This window comes from Aurantimonas sp. (assembly GCF_964217435.1).
GTDB lineage: Bacteria > Pseudomonadota > Alphaproteobacteria > Rhizobiales > Rhizobiaceae > Aurantimonas > Aurantimonas coralicida.
This window is the reverse complement of record NZ_CAXPJM010000027.1, coordinates 44,671-61,890: the sequence shown is the minus strand read 5'-3', so window position 1 is coordinate 61,890 and position 17,220 is coordinate 44,671. Positions and strand designations below refer to the sequence as shown.

At 66.5% G+C, this 17,220-nt stretch carries 16 protein-coding genes; 4 read left to right on the top strand and 12 right to left on the bottom strand.

The features are described 5' to 3' along the window. Nucleotides 1–7 precede the first annotated feature (7 nt). Nucleotides 8–1,105, bottom strand: a complete 1,098-nt coding sequence (locus ACEQX1_RS11330; protein WP_370193362.1) for an ABC transporter ATP-binding protein — start codon at nt 1,103–1,105, stop codon at nt 8–10. 159 nt (nt 1,106–1,264) lie between these two features. Next, nucleotides 1,265–2,944 carry a formate--tetrahydrofolate ligase gene (locus ACEQX1_RS11325; RefSeq protein ID WP_370196837.1) on the bottom strand — a complete coding sequence of 560 codons (1,680 nt, stop codon included), beginning with the start codon at nt 2,942–2,944 and terminating at the stop codon, nt 1,265–1,267. A 658-nt stretch (nt 2,945–3,602) separates the two neighbouring features. On the opposite strand from ACEQX1_RS11325, the gene ACEQX1_RS11320 reads away from it, so the two are divergent. From ACEQX1_RS11320 to choV, 3 genes are all read left to right on the top strand, one after another. After that, nucleotides 3,603–4,550 (top strand): choline ABC transporter substrate-binding protein, encoded by a 948-nt coding sequence (locus ACEQX1_RS11320; protein WP_370196836.1) that lies wholly within the window; start codon nt 3,603–3,605, stop codon nt 4,548–4,550. A 203-nt stretch (nt 4,551–4,753) separates the two neighbouring features. After that, nucleotides 4,754–5,596, top strand: a complete 843-nt coding sequence (choW, locus tag ACEQX1_RS11315) for a choline ABC transporter permease subunit (protein ID WP_370193677.1) — start codon at nt 4,754–4,756, stop codon at nt 5,594–5,596. Next, nucleotides 5,593–6,642: a choline ABC transporter ATP-binding protein gene (choV, locus tag ACEQX1_RS11310; RefSeq protein WP_230784639.1), complete on the top strand. Its 1,050-nt coding sequence runs from the start codon at nt 5,593–5,595 to the stop codon at nt 6,640–6,642. Before choW ends, choV begins: the two co-directional genes overlap by 4 nt. Nucleotides 6,643–6,702: 60 nt before the next feature. Here the strand turns inward: choV and ACEQX1_RS11305 are convergent, their stop codons facing one another. From ACEQX1_RS11305 to ACEQX1_RS11280, 6 genes are all read right to left on the bottom strand, one after another. Next, the gene (locus ACEQX1_RS11305) at nt 6,703–7,683 is read right to left on the bottom strand and encodes a dipeptide ABC transporter ATP-binding protein (RefSeq protein ID WP_024350378.1); all 981 of its coding nucleotides are present in this window, start codon (nt 7,681–7,683) and stop codon (nt 6,703–6,705) included. After that, nucleotides 7,680–8,750, bottom strand: coding sequence for an ABC transporter ATP-binding protein (locus tag ACEQX1_RS11300; RefSeq protein ID WP_370196835.1), 1,071 nt, complete (start codon nt 8,748–8,750; stop codon nt 7,680–7,682). Before ACEQX1_RS11300 ends, ACEQX1_RS11305 begins: the two co-directional genes overlap by 4 nt. Before the next feature lie 5 nt (nt 8,751–8,755). Then, nucleotides 8,756–9,697: an ABC transporter permease subunit gene (locus ACEQX1_RS11295; protein ID WP_024350376.1), complete on the bottom strand. Its 942-nt coding sequence runs from the start codon at nt 9,695–9,697 to the stop codon at nt 8,756–8,758. A 10-nt stretch (nt 9,698–9,707) separates the two neighbouring features. Continuing rightward, a complete protein-coding gene (locus ACEQX1_RS11290) occupies nt 9,708–10,715 on the bottom strand; it encodes an ABC transporter permease subunit (protein ID WP_009210295.1) in 1,008 nt (335 codons plus the stop codon). 216 nt (nt 10,716–10,931) lie between these two features. Then, on the bottom strand, nt 10,932–12,527 hold the full coding sequence (locus tag ACEQX1_RS11285; protein WP_187390473.1) for an ABC transporter substrate-binding protein: 1,596 nt from the start codon (nt 12,525–12,527) through the stop codon (nt 10,932–10,934). A 97-nt stretch (nt 12,528–12,624) separates the two neighbouring features. After that, nucleotides 12,625–13,788: a P-loop NTPase gene (locus ACEQX1_RS11280; RefSeq protein ID WP_370196834.1), complete on the bottom strand. Its 1,164-nt coding sequence runs from the start codon at nt 13,786–13,788 to the stop codon at nt 12,625–12,627. Between the two features lie 339 nt (nt 13,789–14,127). Here ACEQX1_RS11280 and ACEQX1_RS11275 point away from each other — a divergent pair, with 339 nt between their 5' ends. Beyond that, the gene (locus ACEQX1_RS11275) at nt 14,128–14,838 is read left to right on the top strand and encodes a HugZ family protein (RefSeq protein WP_370196833.1); all 711 of its coding nucleotides are present in this window, start codon (nt 14,128–14,130) and stop codon (nt 14,836–14,838) included. A gap of 25 nt (nt 14,839–14,863) precedes the next feature. Here the strand turns inward: ACEQX1_RS11275 and ACEQX1_RS11270 are convergent, their stop codons facing one another. From ACEQX1_RS11270 to ACEQX1_RS11255, 4 genes are all read right to left on the bottom strand, one after another. Then, nucleotides 14,864–15,109, bottom strand: coding sequence for a hypothetical protein (locus ACEQX1_RS11270; protein ID WP_370193671.1), 246 nt, complete (start codon nt 15,107–15,109; stop codon nt 14,864–14,866). 186 nt (nt 15,110–15,295) lie between these two features. After that, complete coding sequence (locus ACEQX1_RS11265; protein WP_024350371.1) at nt 15,296–15,580, bottom strand: hypothetical protein; 285 nt, start codon at nt 15,578–15,580, stop codon at nt 15,296–15,298. Nucleotides 15,581–15,690: 110 nt separating this feature from the next. Next, nucleotides 15,691–15,981: a hypothetical protein gene (locus ACEQX1_RS11260; protein WP_040325820.1), complete on the bottom strand. Its 291-nt coding sequence runs from the start codon at nt 15,979–15,981 to the stop codon at nt 15,691–15,693. 142 nt (nt 15,982–16,123) lie between these two features. Beyond that, complete coding sequence (locus ACEQX1_RS11255) at nt 16,124–17,107, bottom strand: PAS domain-containing sensor histidine kinase (protein ID WP_024350369.1); 984 nt, start codon at nt 17,105–17,107, stop codon at nt 16,124–16,126. Between the last annotated feature and the right edge of the window lie 113 nt (nt 17,108–17,220).

Sequence of the window (17,220 nt, the reverse complement as noted above, 5' to 3'; positions counted from 1 at the left end):
CGCCGGGTCAGGCCGCGCGTGCCGGCTTCACCGCAGACTTGTGACCGGACGGCAGCAGCCAGCCATCCTTCGCCCTGACCCGGATCGTGCTGCCGATGGCCGCCAGATGCGGAGCCCAGACCGGCAGCACGGTCTCGGGCGCTGCCTCCGGCGACACGTCGAGGATCACATGCGAGCCCTTGAAGGTTGCCTTGCGGACGGTCGCGGCAAAGCCGGCGCCCTCGGTCGGCTCCAGATGTTCGGGCCGCAGGCACAGACGTGCAGTGGTGCCGGTCGCCGGCATGGCGTCCGGCTGGCACCGCACCGCCACCTCGCTGCCGAACAGCTGGACGGCGATGCGGTCCGGCCCGAGCCCGCGCAGGATGCGGCCATCGACGATCTGGCCGTTGCCGACGAACCGGGCCACCTGCTGCGAGCCCGGCTCGGCATACAGCGTCACCGGGTCCGCGACCTGCAGGATCCTACCCGCCTCCATCACCGCCACACGGTCGGCCATGGCCATCGCCTCGGCCTGGTCGTGGGTGACATAGACCATGGTCGCGCCAGTGCGCTGGTGGAATTCGCGGAAAGTGTCTTCCATCGAGGCGCGCAGATTGACGTCGAGATTGGCCAGCGGCTCGTCGAGCAGCACCACTGCCGGGTCCATGGCAAGGCACCGCGCCAACGCCACACGCTGACGCTGCCCACCGGACAGATCGGCCGGACGCCGCGCCTCGAAACCGGTCAGGTCGACCGCCGCCAGAGCCTCGGCGACCTTTCCGGCCCGCGCCGTTCCCTTCAGGCCCCGCACCCGCAGCGGATAGCCGACATTCTCGGCCACGCTCATATGCGGCCAGAGCGCATAGGACTGGAAGACGATACCGACATTGCGGTCCTCCGGCGGCACATGCCGGCCGTCGCCCGCCACCAGCGCCCCATCGAAGCGGATCGCACCACCGGACAGCGTGTCGAAGCCGGCGATCAGGCGAAGCAGGGTCGTCTTGCCGCAGCCCGACGCACCGAGCAGCGCGACGAACTCGCCCGCCCGGATCTCGAGGGAGACGTCGTCGACGGCCGCGGTCTCGCCGAAACGTTTGGTGACGGCGGCGAGCGAGATGGCGGACATGCAAGGCTCATGGCTGGACTGCGGACGGCCGGAGAATAGTGCGGGCGTGCGCAAAGGGCGAGCCGCCTACGTTCCCACTCATGGGGCTACCGTCCTATGCGAAGGACGGCAACGCTGTCGTGACGGACGATCGCGAAACCGGCCGGTCCCTGTCGGCGATCAGAACAGCCCTTCGACCTCGCCGTCGGCATTCAGGCGGATCGTCTCGGCAGCCGGTTTCGAGGGCAGCCCGGGCATGGTCATGATCTCCCCGCAGATGGCGACGACGAAGCCGGCCCCGGCGGACAGGCGCACTTCGCGGATATGAACGGTGTGGCCGTCCGGGGCGCCGCGCAGGGTCGGGTCGGTGGAGAAGGAATATTGCGTCTTGGCCATGCAGACCGGCAGGTCGCCATAGCCGGCCTCCTCCCAGGCGGTGAGCTGGTCGCGGACGCTCTTGTCGGCAGTCGCCTCGGCGCCGCGATAGATGCGCTTGACCACGGTCTCGATCTTGTCGAACAGGCTCATCTTGTCGGGATAGAGTGGCGCGAATTGCGACGCACCGCTGTCGGCGAGCGCGACGACCCGGTGCGCCAGCTCCTCGATACCGGCCGAGCCGTCGGCCCAGTGGCGACAGACGATGGCCTCCTCCCCAAGTTCCGCGACATAGGCCTTGATGGCCTCGATCTCGGCATCCGTGTCGGTGACGAAATGATTGATCGCCACGGTGGCGGGCACGCCGAACTGACGGATGTTCTCGATATGCCGGCCGAGATTGGCGCAGCCGCGCATCACCGCTTCGACATCCTCGGTCCCGAGCGCGTCCTTGGCGACGCCGCCATTCATCTTCAGCGCCCGGACGGTGGCAACGATCACGGTCGCCGCCGGTTTCAGCCCGGCCTTGCGGCACTTGATGTCGAAGAACTTCTCGGCACCGAGATCGGCGCCGAAGCCGGCTTCGGTCACCACATAGTCGGCGAGTTTCAGCGCCGTCGTCGTGGCGACCACCGAATTGCAGCCATGGGCGATGTTGGCGAAAGGGCCGCCATGGACGAAGGCCGGGTTGTTCTCCAGCGTCTGGACGAGGTTGGGCTGCATGGCGTCCTTGAGGAGGACCGCCATGGCGCCGTCCGCCTTCAGGTCGCGCGCATAGACCGCGCTCTTGTCGCGGCGGTAGCCGACGATGATCGCGCCCAGGCGTTTTTCCAGATCGGCAAGGTCCTTGGACAGGCACAGGATCGCCATGACCTCCGAGGCGACGGTGATGTCGAAGCCGGTCTCGCGCGGGTACCCGTTGGCGACACCGCCGAGGGAGGCGACGATGCCGCGCAGCGCCCGGTCGTTCATGTCCATCACCCGGCGCCAGGTCACGCGGCGGGTGTCGATCTCCAGGGCGTTGCCCCAGTAGATGTGGTTGTCGATCATCGCAGACAGGAGATTGTGGGCGGTGGTGATGGCGTGGAAGTCGCCGGTGAAGTGGAGGTTCATGTCCTCCATCGGCACGATCTGCGCGTAGCCGCCGCCGGCCGCACCGCCTTTCATGCCGAAATTGGGGCCGAGGGAGGCTTCGCGGATGCAGATCGCAGCGCGTTTGCCGATCCGGTTGAGGCCGTCGCCAAGCCCGACCGTGGTGGTGGTCTTGCCCTCGCCGGCCGGCGTCGGATTGATCGCGGTGACGAGGATCAGCTTGCCGTCCGGCCGATCCTGCAGCGACTTGATGAACGGGGCGGAGATCTTCGCCTTGTCGTGGCCGTAGGGGACGATGTCCTCTTCCGCGATGCCCAGCTTGGCTGCGATCTCGCGGATCGGCTTCTTCGCCGCGGCACGCGCAATGGCGATGTCGGTTTTGATCTCGGCCAAGCCCGGTTCTCCCTGTCTGGTCTGCCTCGCAGGCGACCATAGGCAGCCCGACGCGCCAATGCCAATGCCTGTCCGCGTCAGGATTTCCTATCCCGCGATAAGCCGCACTTGATGCAGCGGCCGGACAGGAAGCCGGCTGGCCATGGCGGATGCCGGAAGGCTGAAACGGAAAGAGCCCGGGCGCAGGCGCACCGGGCTCTTCATTCCATGATCACGATGGGCGGCGTTGGGAGGAGGAACACCGCACTCGGATCGGTATCGCGGCTGTGGTGTCGAACGAGCCCGTCAACAGGGAGGATGAAGTCGGGCTCCCCGTCCGTCCAATACCGCAATATCCAGACTGTAACCCAAGTCGCCGCAAGACGCTGTCACTATTTTGCTACGGACCGTGCCAAATTCGCACAGTTGATGCTGCGAGGAGACATGCCCGCCATTGCGGAAAATGCCCGAACGGCGTGTGAAGGACGATCCCGCATCCAGACCCAAAAGCCCGGGATTCCCGGCTGTTCGGGGCCGCGCGAGGCGTCGCCCTGGTCGACAATAAGTCCTGCGAACTGTTGCGTTCACGGGCTACCGCGGCAATAACAATCGCCATCACATTCATGCAGCAGCGGGGCGTGCCCAGCGTCCCCGGCCTGCCGACCAGGAGACGATTCCCATGAAGCTTTCCCGAATGTTCGCAGCCGCCATGCTCGGCACCGCTTTCATCGGCACCCCGGCGCTCGCCCAGGAAGCGGAGTCCTGTTCGACGGTTCGCTTCTCCGATGTCGGCTGGACGGACATCACGGCGACGACCGCCGTCACGACGGAAATCCTCAAGGGCCTCGGCTATGACACCGACACCAAGGTCCTGTCGGTGCCGGTCACCTTCGCCTCCATGAAGAACGAGGACATCGACGTCTTCCTCGGCAACTGGATGCCCTCCATGCAGGCCGACATCGCACCCTATCTCGAGGACGGGTCGGTCGAGGACGTGAAGACCAACCTGACTGGCGCCAAGTACACGCTGGCGGTGCCGCAGTACCTGTTCGACGAGGGGCTCAAGAGCTTCGCCGACATCGCCAAGTTCTCCGACCAGCTGGACGGCAAGATCTACGGCATCGAGCCGGGCAATGACGGCAACCGCCTGATCCTCGACATGATCGAGAAGGACGCCTTCGATCTCGGCGACTTCGACATCGTGGAATCCTCCGAGCAGGGCATGCTCAGCCAGGTCGCCCGCGCCACCCGCTCCGAGGACCCGATCGTCTTCCTCGGCTGGGCGCCGCATCCGATGAACAAGAACTTCGACCTGCAGTATCTGGCCGGCGGCGACGATTTCTTCGGCCCCGACTTCGGCGGCGCCACGGTCCACACCACTGTGCGCAAGGGCTATCTCGAAGAGTGCCCGAATGTCGGGGCGCTGCTCTCCGACCTCACCTTCTCGCTGGAGATGGAGAATGCCGTGATGGGCGCGATCCTCGACGATGGCGAGAAGCCGGAAGCGGCGGCCCAGGAATGGCTGAAGGCCAATCCCGAGCAGATCGCAACCTGGCTCGGGGGCGTGAAGACCAAGGATGGCGAAGATGGCCTGCCGGCGGTCAAGGCCTATCTCGGCCTGTCGTAAGCCGCAGAACGCCTGACGAAGGCCGGCCGGCGCCGGCCTTCCCTGGCATTGGCAGGCCGGGCCGCTCGTGGTCCGGACTGCCTCCCGCATTAGGCGTCCGATCTGATCCCGGACGCCCGGCCGAAACGGCCAGTCTCGCGCCGACATCCTGCCGTCACGGCGCCTCATCCGCCGTGACGCGACCCTGAAGGACCCTATTGCCCGTGCAGTGGCTCGTAGATCACCCGCTCCCCATCGGCGATTACGCCGAAGCCTTCGTCGATTGGCTGACCGCCAATTTCACGTTCTTCTTCGACGCGATCCGCGACGGGCTGGGCGCCTTCATCGATGCCATCCTGTACATCCTGCAATGGCCGCATCCGCTGATCGTCGTCGCGGTCTTCGCCGCCATCGCCTATGCCGCACGGCGCTCGATCCCGATCGTCATCTTCACGGTGGCCGGCCTGCTGCTGATCATCAATCTCGGCTTCTGGGAGGAGACGACGGAGACGCTGGCGCTGGTGCTGGCCTCGACCGCCGTCTGCATGCTCATCGGCGTACCGGTGGGCGTGGCGGCGGCCCGGCGCGAATGGCTCTACGCCATCCTGCGGCCGATCCTCGACCTGATGCAGACGATCCCGACCTTCGTCTATCTGATCCCGGCGCTGATCCTGTTCGGCCTCGGCCTGGTGCCGGGCCTGGTGGCGACGGTGATCTTCGCCCTGCCCTCACCGATCCGGCTGACGCGCCTCGGCATCGCCTCGACGCCGCGCCAGCTTCTCGAAGCGGGTGACGCCTTCGGCGCCACGCCGATGCAGCGCCTGATGACCATCGAGATCCCCTATGCCCTGCCGCAGATCATGGCCGGGCTGACCCAGACCATCATGCTGTCCCTGTCGATGGTGGTGATCGCCGCCCTCGTCGGCGCACCGGGCCTCGGCGTGCCGGTGCTGCGGGCCCTGAACACGATCAATATCGGCCAGGGCTTCGAGGCCGGGCTGGCGATCGTGCTCCTGGCGATCATCCTCGATCGCTTTTTCCGCATCGACGAGGAAGGCCGTTCATGAGCCCGATCGTATCCTTCCAGAACGTCTCGATCGTCTTCGGTCGCAATCCCGAGCAGGCGCTGCCGCTGGTCGATGCCGGCAAGAGCCGGGCCGAGATCCGCGACGAGACCGGCGTGACCCTCGGCGTTGCCGATGCCTCCCTCGACATCCAGGAGGGCGAGATCGCCGTGCTGATGGGCCTGTCGGGATCCGGCAAGTCGACACTTCTGCGGGCGGTCAACGGCCTCGCCCCGATCACCCGCGGCAAGGTGCTGATCGATACGGGCAAGGGCATCGTCGACCCCAAGGATTGCGGCGCCAAGCGGCTACGGGATCTGCGCCGCCACGAAGTGGCGATGGTGTTCCAGCAATTCGCCCTGCTGCCCTGGCGCACGGTGGCCGACAATGTCGGCCTCGGGCTGGAGTTTTCCGGCGTGCCGCGCAGCCAGCGCCGCGAGCGCGTCGTCGAGCAGCTCGAGCTCGTCGGCCTCGGCGACTGGGTGGACAGCCGCGTTGGCGAACTGTCCGGCGGCATGCAGCAACGCGTCGGCCTTGCCCGCGCCTTCGCCACCAACGCGCCGATCCTCCTGATGGACGAGCCGTTCTCGGCCCTCGATCCGCTGATCCGTTCGCGGCTTCAGGACGAGCTTCTGGAAATCCAGCAGCGGTTGAAGAAGACCATCATCTTCGTCAGCCACGATCTCGACGAGGCGTTCAAGATCGGCAATCGGATCGCGATCATGGAAGGCGGCCGCATCGTCCAGGTCGGCACCGCGCAGGACATCGTGCTGCGCCCGGCCGACGACTATGTCGCCGACTTCGTCGCCCACATGAACCCGCTCAACGTCCTGACGGCGGCCGACGTGATGAAGCCCTACGACCGCACGGGCGAGGCCAGCCCCGCCAATGTCGCGCAGATGGCCGAACCCGGCACGCCGCTGCAGAAGGTCATGTCCGCCGTGAGCCAGGGCAAGGGCACCGTGGTGGTCGCGCGCAAGGGCGAAATCCTCGGCCAGATCGGCCCGCAGGACATCGTCGACGCGCTGGAGCGGCATCAGGCCGGCTGATCACCGGCCTGCTCAGCATCACGGAAACGGATCGGCAGGTTCCTGCCCCGCCCCGCCCGATCAGGGCGGCGGAAGCCGGCCTTCGTCGACCGCGAAACAGGCGACCTTGGTCTCGCCATGCTGGGTCAGCACCGGCAGCTCGGAGCGGCAGCGCTCGTTGGCATAGGGACAGCGCGGGTTGAACGAACAGCCCGGCGGCGGGTCGAAAGGCGACGGCAATTCGCCGGACAGGCGGATACGCTCACCGCGGTCGCTCGGCCGCGTCGCCGGCGTCGCCGACAGCAGCGCGCGCGTATAGGGGTGCAGCGGGTTGGCGTAGAGCGCGTCGACCGGCGCGATCTCGACCGGACGGCCGAGATACATGACCATCACCCGGTCGGCGACGTGCCGAACCACCGACAGATCGTGGCTGATGAAGATGTAGGTCAGGCCGAGCCGCTCCTGCAGATCGGCCAGGAGGTTCAGGATCTGCGCCTGGATCGACACGTCGAGGGCCGAGACCGGCTCGTCGAGGACGAGGATCTTCGGCTCCAGGATGATCGCCCGGGCGATCGCGATGCGCTGACGCTGGCCACCGGAGAACATGTGCGGATAGCGGGCGTAATGCTCCGGACGCAGCCCCACCTCGGCAAGGGCCGCCTCGGCCTTCCGGCGCCGCTCGGCCGACGACAAATTGGTGTTGATCTTCAGCGGCTCCTCGATGATCGTTCCGACCTTCTGGCGCGGATTGAGCGCGCCATAGGGGTTCTGGAAGACGATCTGCACGGTGGAGCGGAGCTTCTTGACGTCGCCCTTGTCCTTGCCGGACACGCGGACGCCGTCGATGTCGAGCACGCCCTCGGACGGGGTCTCGATCATCGTCAGCATGCGCGCGAGGGTGGACTTGCCGCAGCCGGATTCGCCGACGATGGCGAGGGTCTCCCCCTCCTCGACGACGAAATTGGCCTCCTTCACCGCCCGCAGGTCGAGCGGCTTCTGGAACATGCCGCGCCGGACCTCGTAGGACTGGCTGAGATCGGTCGCGGTGACGATTGCGGTCATCGTGCGTCTCCCCGCAGATCCGTTGCGATATCGGCGGGGCGGCCCGCCCCTTCCTGGAAGCCACCATCCGGGCCGAAGCCCGCCGGCACGTCGCCCGGCGCGCGCGGATCGGCGCCCAGCGGATAATGGCAGAGCGCCTCGCCCAGCACCGGCGGCTGGCGCGGCGGCACGACCGTGCGGCAGACGTCGTCGGCCTTCGGGCAGCGCGGATTGAACAGGCAGCCATCCGGCCGGTCGCCTTGCCCCGGCACCACGCCCGGAATGGTCGGCAGGCGCGTGCCCGTCGCCCGCTCGGGAATCGCCGAGAGAAGGGCCGCCGTATAGGGGTGATGCGGTTCGTCGAAGAGGGTCGCCACCGGCTGACGCTCGACCTGCTGGCCGGCATATTGCACCACCACCCGCTCGGCGGTTTCCGCGATGACGCCCATGTCATGGGTGATCAGGATCATCGCCATGCCGTGCTGCTTCTGCAGGTCGAGCAGGAGATCGAGGATCTGCGCCTGGATGGTGACGTCGAGCGCGGTGGTCGGCTCGTCGGCGATCAGCAGCTTGGGATTGCAGGCGGTGGCCATGGCGATCATCACGCGCTGACTCATGCCGCCCGACAGCTGGTGCGGGAAGGCCGTCAGCCGCCGCTCGGGTTCGGGAATGCCGACGAGCTGCAGCAGTTCGACGGCCCGCGCCTGCCGCGCCTTGCGGTCGAGATCGGTATGCGCCTTCAGCGCTTCCTTGATCTGGTAGCCGACATTGAAGCACGGATTGAGGCTGGCCACCGGCTCCTGGAAGATCATCGCGATGTCGCGGCCGATGATCTTGCGGCGCTCGCGGGCCGTCATCGCCTGCATGTCGCGCCCCTCGAAGGAGATCTCGTCGGCGGTCACGGTCGCCGACGGCGGCAGCAGGCCCATCAGGCCGAGCATGGCCACGGACTTGCCGGAACCGGACTCGCCGACGATGCCGAGCACTTCGCCGGAATCGATGACGAGGTCGATGCCATCGACCGCCTTGAATGGACCGGAGGCGGTGTCGAAGGTCACCGACAGATTTCGGATGGAAAGCAGGGGCATGGCTGTCAGCTTCGCTTCATCTTCGGGTCCAGCGCATCGCGCAGGCCGTCGCCGACGAGGTTGATCGCGAGCACCGTGATCAGGATGGCGAGGCCCGGGAAGGTCACGACCCACCAGGCGCGCAGGATGAACTCGCGTGCCTCCGCCAGCATGGTGCCCCATTCCGGCGTCGGCGGCTGCGCGCCCATGCCGAGGAAGCCCAGCGCCGCTGCGTCGAGGATGGCGTTGGAGAAGGACAAGGTCGCCTGGACGATCAGCGGTCCGAGACAATTGGGCAGGATCGTCACCAGCATCAGCCGCAGCGGTCCGGCGCCGACGACGCGGGCGGCAGTGACGTATTCGCGCTGCTTCTCGGCGAGGACCGAGGCGCGCGTCAGGCGGACGAAATGCGGCTGGAGGACGAGCGAGATGGCGATCATCGCATTGGTCAGGCCCGGCCCGAGCACCGCCACGAGAACCAGCGCCAGCAACAGCGAGGGAAAGGCGAGGATGATGTCCATCACCCGCATGATCACCGTGTCGACCCAGCCGCCGACATAGCCGGCGATCAGGCCGACGGCGATGCCGACACTCACCGCGATGACGACGACCACGACGCCGATGAACAGCGAATAGCGCGAGCCGTAGATCAGCCGCGAGAGGATATCGCGCCCGATGGCGTCGGTGCCGAGGAAATAGGCCCACTGGCCGCCCTCCTGCCAGGCCGGCGGCAGCAGCTGCGCGTTGGAGTTCGTCAGAACGGCCGAATGCGGCGCCAGCAGCGGCGCCGCCAGGGCGATGAAGACGATCGTCAGGAACACGACGAGGCCGACCACCGCGCCCTTGTTCTCGGAGAAATAGAACCAGAACTCGGCCAGCATCTGCCGGCGCACGCTCTTGGCCGGCTTGCGGTCCGGAATATCGGTGCCAACGCCTTCGGCGGCTTCCTGGGCTTCGATATGGCTCATCGCTCGCCTCCTACTTCGCCCGAACGCGGGGATTGATGACGCCGTACAGGAGATCGACGATCAGATTGACGAGCATGATCATCATGGCGATCAGCAACAGGCCGCCCTGGACGACCGGGTAGTCGCGCCGGAAGACGCTGTCGACCATCCACTTGCCGATGCCGGGCCACGAAAAGATCGTCTCGGTGAGGATCGCGCCGGCCATGAGCACGCCGACCTGCAGGCCGATGGTGGTGACGACCGGGATCAGGGCGTTGCGCAGTGCATGGACACCGACGACGCGCTTGCGGGCGAGGCCCTTGGCACGGGCGGTGCGGACATAGTCCTCGCCGAGAACCTCCAGCATGGCCGACCGGGTCTGCCGGGCGATGACCGCGAGCGGGATCGTCGCAAGGACGATCGACGGCAGGACGAGATGCGACAGCGCCGAGGTGAAGGCGCCCTTCTGACCCGACAGCAGCGAATCGATCAGCATGAAGCCGGTCTCGGCGGGGAAATAGTAGAGCAGCGAGATGCGGCCGGAGACCGGCGTCCACTGCAGGGTGCCGGAGAACAGGATGATCAGCAGCAGGCCCCACCAGAAGATCGGCATGGAATAGCCGACGAGCGCCGCGCCCATGACGCTCTGGTCGAACCAGGATCCCCGCTTCACCGCCGCGATCACGCCGGCCGGAATGCCGAGGCAGATGGCGATCACGATGGCGCAGAACGACAGTTCGAGCGTCGCCGGGAACAGCGTGAAGAACTCGCCGGCCACGCCGCGCTTGGTGACGATGGAGGTGCCGAAATCGCCCTGGAACAGGCCGAACAGATAGTCGAAATACTGGACGAAGAGCGGCCGATCGTAGCCGAGCTGCTGCATGATCGCCGCGTGGCGCTCCGGGTCCATGACCCGCTCGCCGGCCATCAGCGCCACGGGATCGCCCGGCAGAAGCCGGATGAAGGCGAAGGCGACGATCGAGACACCGATGAAGGTCGGGATCAGGACCAGTAGGCGGGAGAGAAGAAAGCGCTGCATATTGGCTTGTCGCATGTTTTGGGTGAGGCCGGTAGCGGTCTCGCGGCAGCGTCCTACACCATCGCGGCACCAAAGCGAACCCGGAAAAGGCAGGAGTTCTGCGTCTTTTCAACCGCTTAGCGTTTTGCCCCGGCATCGGCGACGGATGCCAGGCGCACAACGCAAACGGGGCGGCTCGATGCCGCCCCGTTCCATGCTCGCAATGTCGCGCCGAAGTTATTCGGCGATGTCGACGCCGTCGAAGCGGTGATAGCCGAGCGGGTCCTGGACGAAGTTCTGGACCGACTTCTGCATCGGCATGAACACCGTCGAATGGTCGATGGTCATCCAGGGCGCCTCTTCCTTGAAGACCTTCTGCGCCTGCTTGTAGAGCTCGACGCGTTCGGCCTGGTCCGAGGTTTCCTTGGCCTTGCTGACCAGCGAATCGAACTCCTCGTTGCACCACTGGGCGCGGTTGTTGCCGCCGACGGCATCGCAGCCGAGCAGCGTGTCGAGGAAGTTGTCCGGGTCGCCATTGTCACCGGTCCAGCCGAGCATCACGGCACCGTCGCGGTCCGCGGCCTTCGACTTGTCCAGATACTCGCCCCACTCGTAGGAGACGATCTCCGACGTCACGCCGACCTTCTGCAGATCGGCCTGCATCAGCTCGGCCGCGCGGCGCGCGTTGAGCATGTAGGGACGGCTCACCGGCATCGCCCAGAGCTTCATGGAGAGATCGGTGACGCCGGCCTCCTCAAGCATCTTCTTGGCGGCTTCCGGATCGTAGGTGTCGTCCTCAATGGTGTCGTCATAGGACCACATCGTCGGCGGGATCGGGTTCTTGGCGACGGTGGCGGCGCCCTGGAACACGGCGTCGACGATCGCCTGCTTGTTGACCGCCTTGTTCAGTGCCTTGCGGACCTCGACCTTGTCGAAGGGCGCCTGGGTGGTGTTGTAGGCGAGATAGGCGACGTTCAGGCCTTCCTGCTCGAGAACCGTCAGGTTCTCGTTTGCCTGCATCGACTCAACGTCGGCGGCGTTCGGATACGGCATGATGTGGCATTCGCCGGCCAGCAGCTTCTGGGCGCGGACCGAAGCGTCGGTGGTGATGGCGAAGACCAGGTCGTCGATCGGCTGCTTGCCGGCCCAGTAGTCCGGATGCGCGCCATAGCGGATCACTGCGTCAGGCTGATAGGCGACGAACTGGAACGGACCGGTGCCCAGCGGCTGCTGGTTCAGCATGGCCATGTTGCCGTCAGCTTCCAGCTTGTCGGCATATTCCTTCGACATGATCGAGGCGAAGTCCATTGCCAGATCGGCCAGGAACGGCGCTTCGGGCCGGGTCAGCGTGAACTTGACGGTCAGGTCATCGACCTTCTCGATCGACTCGATCAGGTCCGGGAAGCCCATGCCGTTGGCATATTCCCAGCTCGCGCCGGTCACATACTGGTTCCACGGATTGTCGGACTTCAGCTGACGCTCGAAGGAGTAGATCACGTCGTCGGCGTTGAGCGGCCGGGTCGGCGTGAAGAAGTCGGTGGTCTGGAACTGCGCGTCGGCGCGCAGCTTGAAGGTGTATTCCTTGCCGTCCTCGGAGACTTCCCAGGATTCGGCGAGGCCCGGCTCGATCTCGGTGGAGCCGTGCTTGAACTCGACGAGGCGGTTATAGACCGTGCGCGACGCCGCGTCGAAGGTGGTGCCGGCGGTGTAGAGCGCCGGATCGAAACCCTCGGGCGACCCTTCCGAGCAATAGACGAGCGTCTTGGCCGATGCGGCCGAGCCGAGCGCCATGGTCAACGCGGTCGCGGCCAGCAGCCGGGTTGCAAACTTCATGGATGACATCTCCCGAATAGCGATGCGGACGGAGAGTCCGCGGAGGCCGGCATCCCACAAGTTTTGCAAAAATCATGCAAGCGCAATTTTTGACCAGTTACTCAAAAACGATCTCGGGAGCCGGCGCCGCATGGGCGCCCAGTTCCAGGCGGGCCAGCGTGCGCGCGGCGATGTCCTTGTAGATGGCGGCATGCGGGCCGTCCGGATCCCCGGCGACGACCGGGTGGCCGCTGTCGGAGCTCTCGCGGATCGCCATCTCGATCGGCACCTCGCCGAGGAACGGCACGCCCAGCCGCTCGGCCTCGTCGCGGGCGCCGCCATGGCCGAAGATGTCGTAGCGGTGGCCGGTATCGGGTGCGATGAAATAGCTCATGTTCTCGACGATGCCGAGCACGGGAACATCGACCTTCTGGAACATGGCGAGCCCCTTGCGGGCGTCGATCAGGGCCAGGTCCTGCGGCGTCGAGACGATGACTGCCCCGGCCAAAGGCACGTTCTGCGCCATGGTGAGCTGGGCGTCGCCGGTGCCCGGCGGCATGTCGACGACCAGAATGTCCAGCTCGCCCCATTCCACTTCGCGCAGCATCTGGGTCAGCGCCGACATCACCATTGGCCCGCGCCAGATCATCGGCACTTCCTCGTCGACGAGGAAGCCCATGGACATCGCCTTCAGCCCGTAGGCCTCGAGCGGGATCATGGTGCGCCCACCGGAGGTGCGCGGCTTGCCTTTCAGATTGAGCAGACGCGGGATCGACGGGCCGTAGATGTCGGCGTCGAGAATGCCGACCTTCATGCCGACCGCGGCAAAGCCGAGCGCCAGGTTGACTGCGGTCGTCGACTTGCCGACGCCGCCCTTGCCCGACGCGACGGCAACGATGCGGGCAATGCCGGGAATGCCGGGCTTCTGCGACGGCTGACGCTGCGGGGCCGGCGACGAGGGCGCCTCGCCCTGCCGGATCGCCTGCCCCGGACGGGCGGACGGCGCCGTCCGCTCGGGCGTCGAGCCGGCGGGGCGTTCGGCGGTCAGCGCGACCAGTGCGCTGGTAATTCCGTCGACGCCCGCAACGGCGCTTTCGATGCTGCGGCAGAACGGCTCGAAGCGCTCCGCTTCCGTCGTGGGAACCGACAGCGAGAAGAACGCCTTGCCGTCGGCGATGAAGATGTCGGAGACCATGTCGCGCGAAACGACGTCGCCCTTGCCGTCCGGCGCGTCCATCGCTTTCAGGATGGTCAGGATGCGCGACTTCTGCGCTTCGCTCATTCTCGGCTCCTTCGGTCTGGCCGCGCCCGCCGATCCGCCGCTGCCTTGCCAGGCATTAAGCGGTCCATGCGGACGACGCCGGCGCGTTCGCCCCGGCTCGGCCCCGTGCTCGTGTGCTTGATGCTTCTGCGCTGATATCGTGCCTCGGCGGCGATATCCAACCGGGGTGCCCGGACTTAATGCAACGCCGCCCGTCCTGATGCGCATCGCCGCGCGCCGGGCTAGTCTGCCGGGATGACCGATCGCACCGCACCATCCGAGCCCCCCGCCGCCCCTGCAGAACGGGACGCCGCGCCCGCGCCGCGCGCCGGCGATTCCGCGCAATCCGTCCTGCAGCACGTGGATGATTCGGTCCGGCAGCTGGCACGTTCGCTGCTGCGCGGCGCGCGGGACGGGATGCTGGCGGTGCTGCGACCCGGGGACGGACATCCGTCCGCGAGCCTCGTTCTCGTCGCAACGGACTTCGAGGGACGCCCGCTCCTGCTCGTCTCCGCGCTGGCGCTGCATTCCGCGGCGCTCGACGCCGACCGGCGCTGCTCGCTGCTGGTGTCGCGCCCCGGCAAGGGCGATCCCCTCGCCCATCCCCGGCTCACGGTCTTCGCAACCGCCAGCGTCATTGCGGCGGAAGATCCCGAGCGGCAGGCGCTGCGGGACCGCTTCCTGGCGCGACACCCGAAGGCAGCACTCTACGCGGCCTTCGCAGATTTCCGGATGATCCGGCTGGAGCCGGAGACCGCTTCGCTCAATGGCGGCTTTGCCCGCGCCTTCGCCCTCGAACGGGCCGACCTCGTCGACCCGCCTGCGCCGGAACTTGCGGCGACGGCAATGCGCGCCCGCGACCACATGAACGACGACCACCGCGACGCCATCGACACGCTGGCCGCGTCGGCCGGGGTCCAGGGAGACGGATGGCGCATCGCGACCATGGATCGCTTCGGGTTCGAAATCATCCGCGGCGATCGCATGGCGCGGATCGAGTTCGGCTTCGATGCAGCCGCGCACGGCTATCGCGACGCGTTTGTTTCGCTCGTTCGTGGCCAAGCGGACTGAACCCGGTCGGCGCAGATCGCGAGCGTTAGAGCCTGTATCCGTCCGGGCAGGATGAACGGAACCGCAGATTGCTGTTGCCGCGCACATAGATGCACTGGCCGGCGGCATTGGCGGCCTGGCCGATGACCCGGTCGCCTGGCTCCGCGGCGACCTCCGGAAGGCGCCCGACGCGGTAGGGTGCATCCTCCGCGCCCTCCAGTCCGAACACCGCGCCGAAGACCGGCGGCAATCCCGTGCCCGAACATCCCGAGACGAGCAGCAGGCCGGCCATTGCGGCTCCGCGCGCAATGAGAGCCGGCGCGCGCCGCTTTCCCGGTGCCTGTCGGCAATCCTTCGTCATGTGAGCCAGATTCCCCTGATCCGCGAATAGCTGTCCGTGCACCCAAACGAAAAACGGCCGCCGAGCGCAAGCTCGACGACCGTCATTCTCGTCAGCGGGTCGCGAGACCCGATGAAATCAATAGCCGTCCGGGCAGCGGTAGATGTTACCGTCCGAATAGCGGCAGTAACCTTCGCGCTCCTGGGAGCGGCCAATCACGTTACCCGCGATGGCGCCACCGGCCGCGCCGATCGCGCCGCCAATCAGCGCGCCTTCGGCATTGCCGCTCACGCCCGCTCCGATCGCCGCGCCGCCGAGGCCGCCGAGCGCCGCACCGCCTGCGGTGTAGCGATCTTCGGTCGTGCAGCCTGCTGCCGCCAGGGTCAGTGCGGCGACAGCCGCGATCGAAAGCTTCTTGAACATATTTCCACCTCTCACAAACACAGTCGTCCCACCACGGAACGCTACGCTATCGTTTTGGTTCCATCACCCGTGCACGATCGTATCCCCCGGCCGATCCGGTCGAACGATCCTTAGCGCGAGGCGACCATCTGCGGCTCGGCGTCGAAGGTGATCAGCAACTGACCGTCCCGACTGACCGCCCAGTCGATGGACGCGGACTGCTCGAAGACCTCTTCGTCGACAGCCTTGCAGGCGCCGTAGACCTTGCGCTGTTCCGAACCGCTCAAGCGGATCTGCAGACCCAGATCCTGCTGGCATTCGGCAACGGTTTCGTATGCGGGGACGGGAACCGGAATTTCCTTGCAGACGGAAGCATCGCCTGAACATCCGACCAGCAGCATGAAAGCAGCAACGTGTTCCATCGAACCTCTCCTTTGGCTCTACAACGGGCCTTCGGCAGAGAGGTTCCACAGCGGTAGGTTCGGATCGCGATTTTTCCGGAACTACATGATCACGGGGCCGTGTCCCGAAGCTTACGTTACGACGGCCTTACGAAAACCGGCGTCAGGCGGAATCGCGCCGGCCGTTGGAGGTGATCTCGTATTGCGCCGCCGGGATGACCAGCGTGTAACGGATCCCGTCGGGGAGATATTCGAGCCTCGCTTCGCCGCCGACGGCGTTCGGAACGATGCGCTCGAGCGTCGAGGTACCGAAGCGCGGGTCGCGCTCCAGCCGCACCCGCGGCCCGTTGCGCTCCTGCCAGACGAAGACGATCACCTGATCGTCGCCGCGCCAGTCGAAGCTGGCACGGATCGAGACGGAGCCGCCAGGAACCGACAGCGATCCGTAGGAGGCCGCGTTCACCGCCAGTTCGTGCAGCGCCAGCCCGACATGGAGCGACGCCGTCGGCGACAGATAGACGTCGAGCGCGTCCACCGCGATCTGGTCCATTCCGTCCGGCGCATAACGCTCGACCTGCATCCGCACGAGGCTCATCAGGTCGGCGCCGCGCCAGTCGGCGTCGGTGACGATGTCCTGCGAGGAGGCCAGCGACTGGATACGGCCGCGGAAGCGGACGAGGAACTCGGGGACGGTGACGGAATGGCGCGCGGTCTGGCTCGCCAGGCTCTGGATGATGGCCAGGAGATTCTTCGACCGGTGCGACAGCTCGCGCAGCAGCGTCTTGAGCGTGTCTTCGCGGCGTTTCTGCTCGGTGATCTCCACCGAGGTGCCGATGATCCCGCAGACCTCGCCGGCTTCGTTCTCGTCGACGTCGATGCGGATGTCGAACCAGCGCACCGAGGCGCCCTTGATCGTCGACAGCTCGAACCGGGCCGGCTTGCGGGTGTCGATGACGTCCTGCTTGAGCTTTTCGGAGCGTTCGGCCGCGCCGGCCGGCAGGATGTCGCGATCGGCCATGCCTTCGACCGCCAGAGCAAGCCAGGACTCGCCGGCATTGTAGACCCACGCATAGCGCAGATCACAATCCTGGGCGAAGACGGACACCTCCGTATTCGCCAATGCCCGCAAGACCTTGTTCACCAACATCGTATGCTCAATCGACACGAATACAACGGAGCGCGTCCGCCACCATTCGGGTTGCCGCCTCGCCCTGCGAAACGACCGCCCGTCCTCGACGACGCCCTGCCCCGTCCGGACCG

Bases quoted from the DNA above. Each gene is read 5' to 3' on its own strand.
- ACEQX1_RS11270 (WP_370193671.1), bottom strand. From the start codon at position 15,109: ATGGCCGGCCTGCTGCTCGTCTCGGGATGTTCGGGCACGGGATTGCCG.
- ACEQX1_RS11280 (WP_370196834.1), bottom strand. From the start codon at position 13,788: ATGAGCGAAGCGCAGAAGTCGCGCATCCTGACCATCCTGAAAGCGATG.
- choV (WP_230784639.1), top strand. From the start codon at position 5,593: ATGAGCCCGATCGTATCCTTCCAGAACGTCTCGATCGTCTTCGGTCGC.
- ACEQX1_RS11290 (WP_009210295.1), bottom strand. From the start codon at position 10,715: ATGCAGCGCTTTCTTCTCTCCCGCCTACTGGTCCTGATCCCGACCTTC.
- ACEQX1_RS11285 (WP_187390473.1), bottom strand. From the start codon at position 12,527: ATGAAGTTTGCAACCCGGCTGCTGGCCGCGACCGCGTTGACCATGGCG.
- ACEQX1_RS11305 (WP_024350378.1), bottom strand. From the start codon at position 7,683: ATGACCGCAATCGTCACCGCGACCGATCTCAGCCAGTCCTACGAGGTC.
- ACEQX1_RS11260 (WP_040325820.1), bottom strand. From the start codon at position 15,981: ATGGAACACGTTGCTGCTTTCATGCTGCTGGTCGGATGTTCAGGCGAT.
- ACEQX1_RS11320 (WP_370196836.1), top strand. From the start codon at position 3,603: ATGAAGCTTTCCCGAATGTTCGCAGCCGCCATGCTCGGCACCGCTTTC.
- ACEQX1_RS11255 (WP_024350369.1), bottom strand. From the start codon at position 17,107: ATGTTGGTGAACAAGGTCTTGCGGGCATTGGCGAATACGGAGGTGTCC.
- ACEQX1_RS11295 (WP_024350376.1), bottom strand. From the start codon at position 9,697: ATGAGCCATATCGAAGCCCAGGAAGCCGCCGAAGGCGTTGGCACCGAT.
- ACEQX1_RS11300 (WP_370196835.1), bottom strand. From the start codon at position 8,750: ATGCCCCTGCTTTCCATCCGAAATCTGTCGGTGACCTTCGACACCGCC.
- ACEQX1_RS11330 (WP_370193362.1), bottom strand. From the start codon at position 1,105: ATGTCCGCCATCTCGCTCGCCGCCGTCACCAAACGTTTCGGCGAGACC.
- ACEQX1_RS11265 (WP_024350371.1), bottom strand. From the start codon at position 15,580: ATGTTCAAGAAGCTTTCGATCGCGGCTGTCGCCGCACTGACCCTGGCG.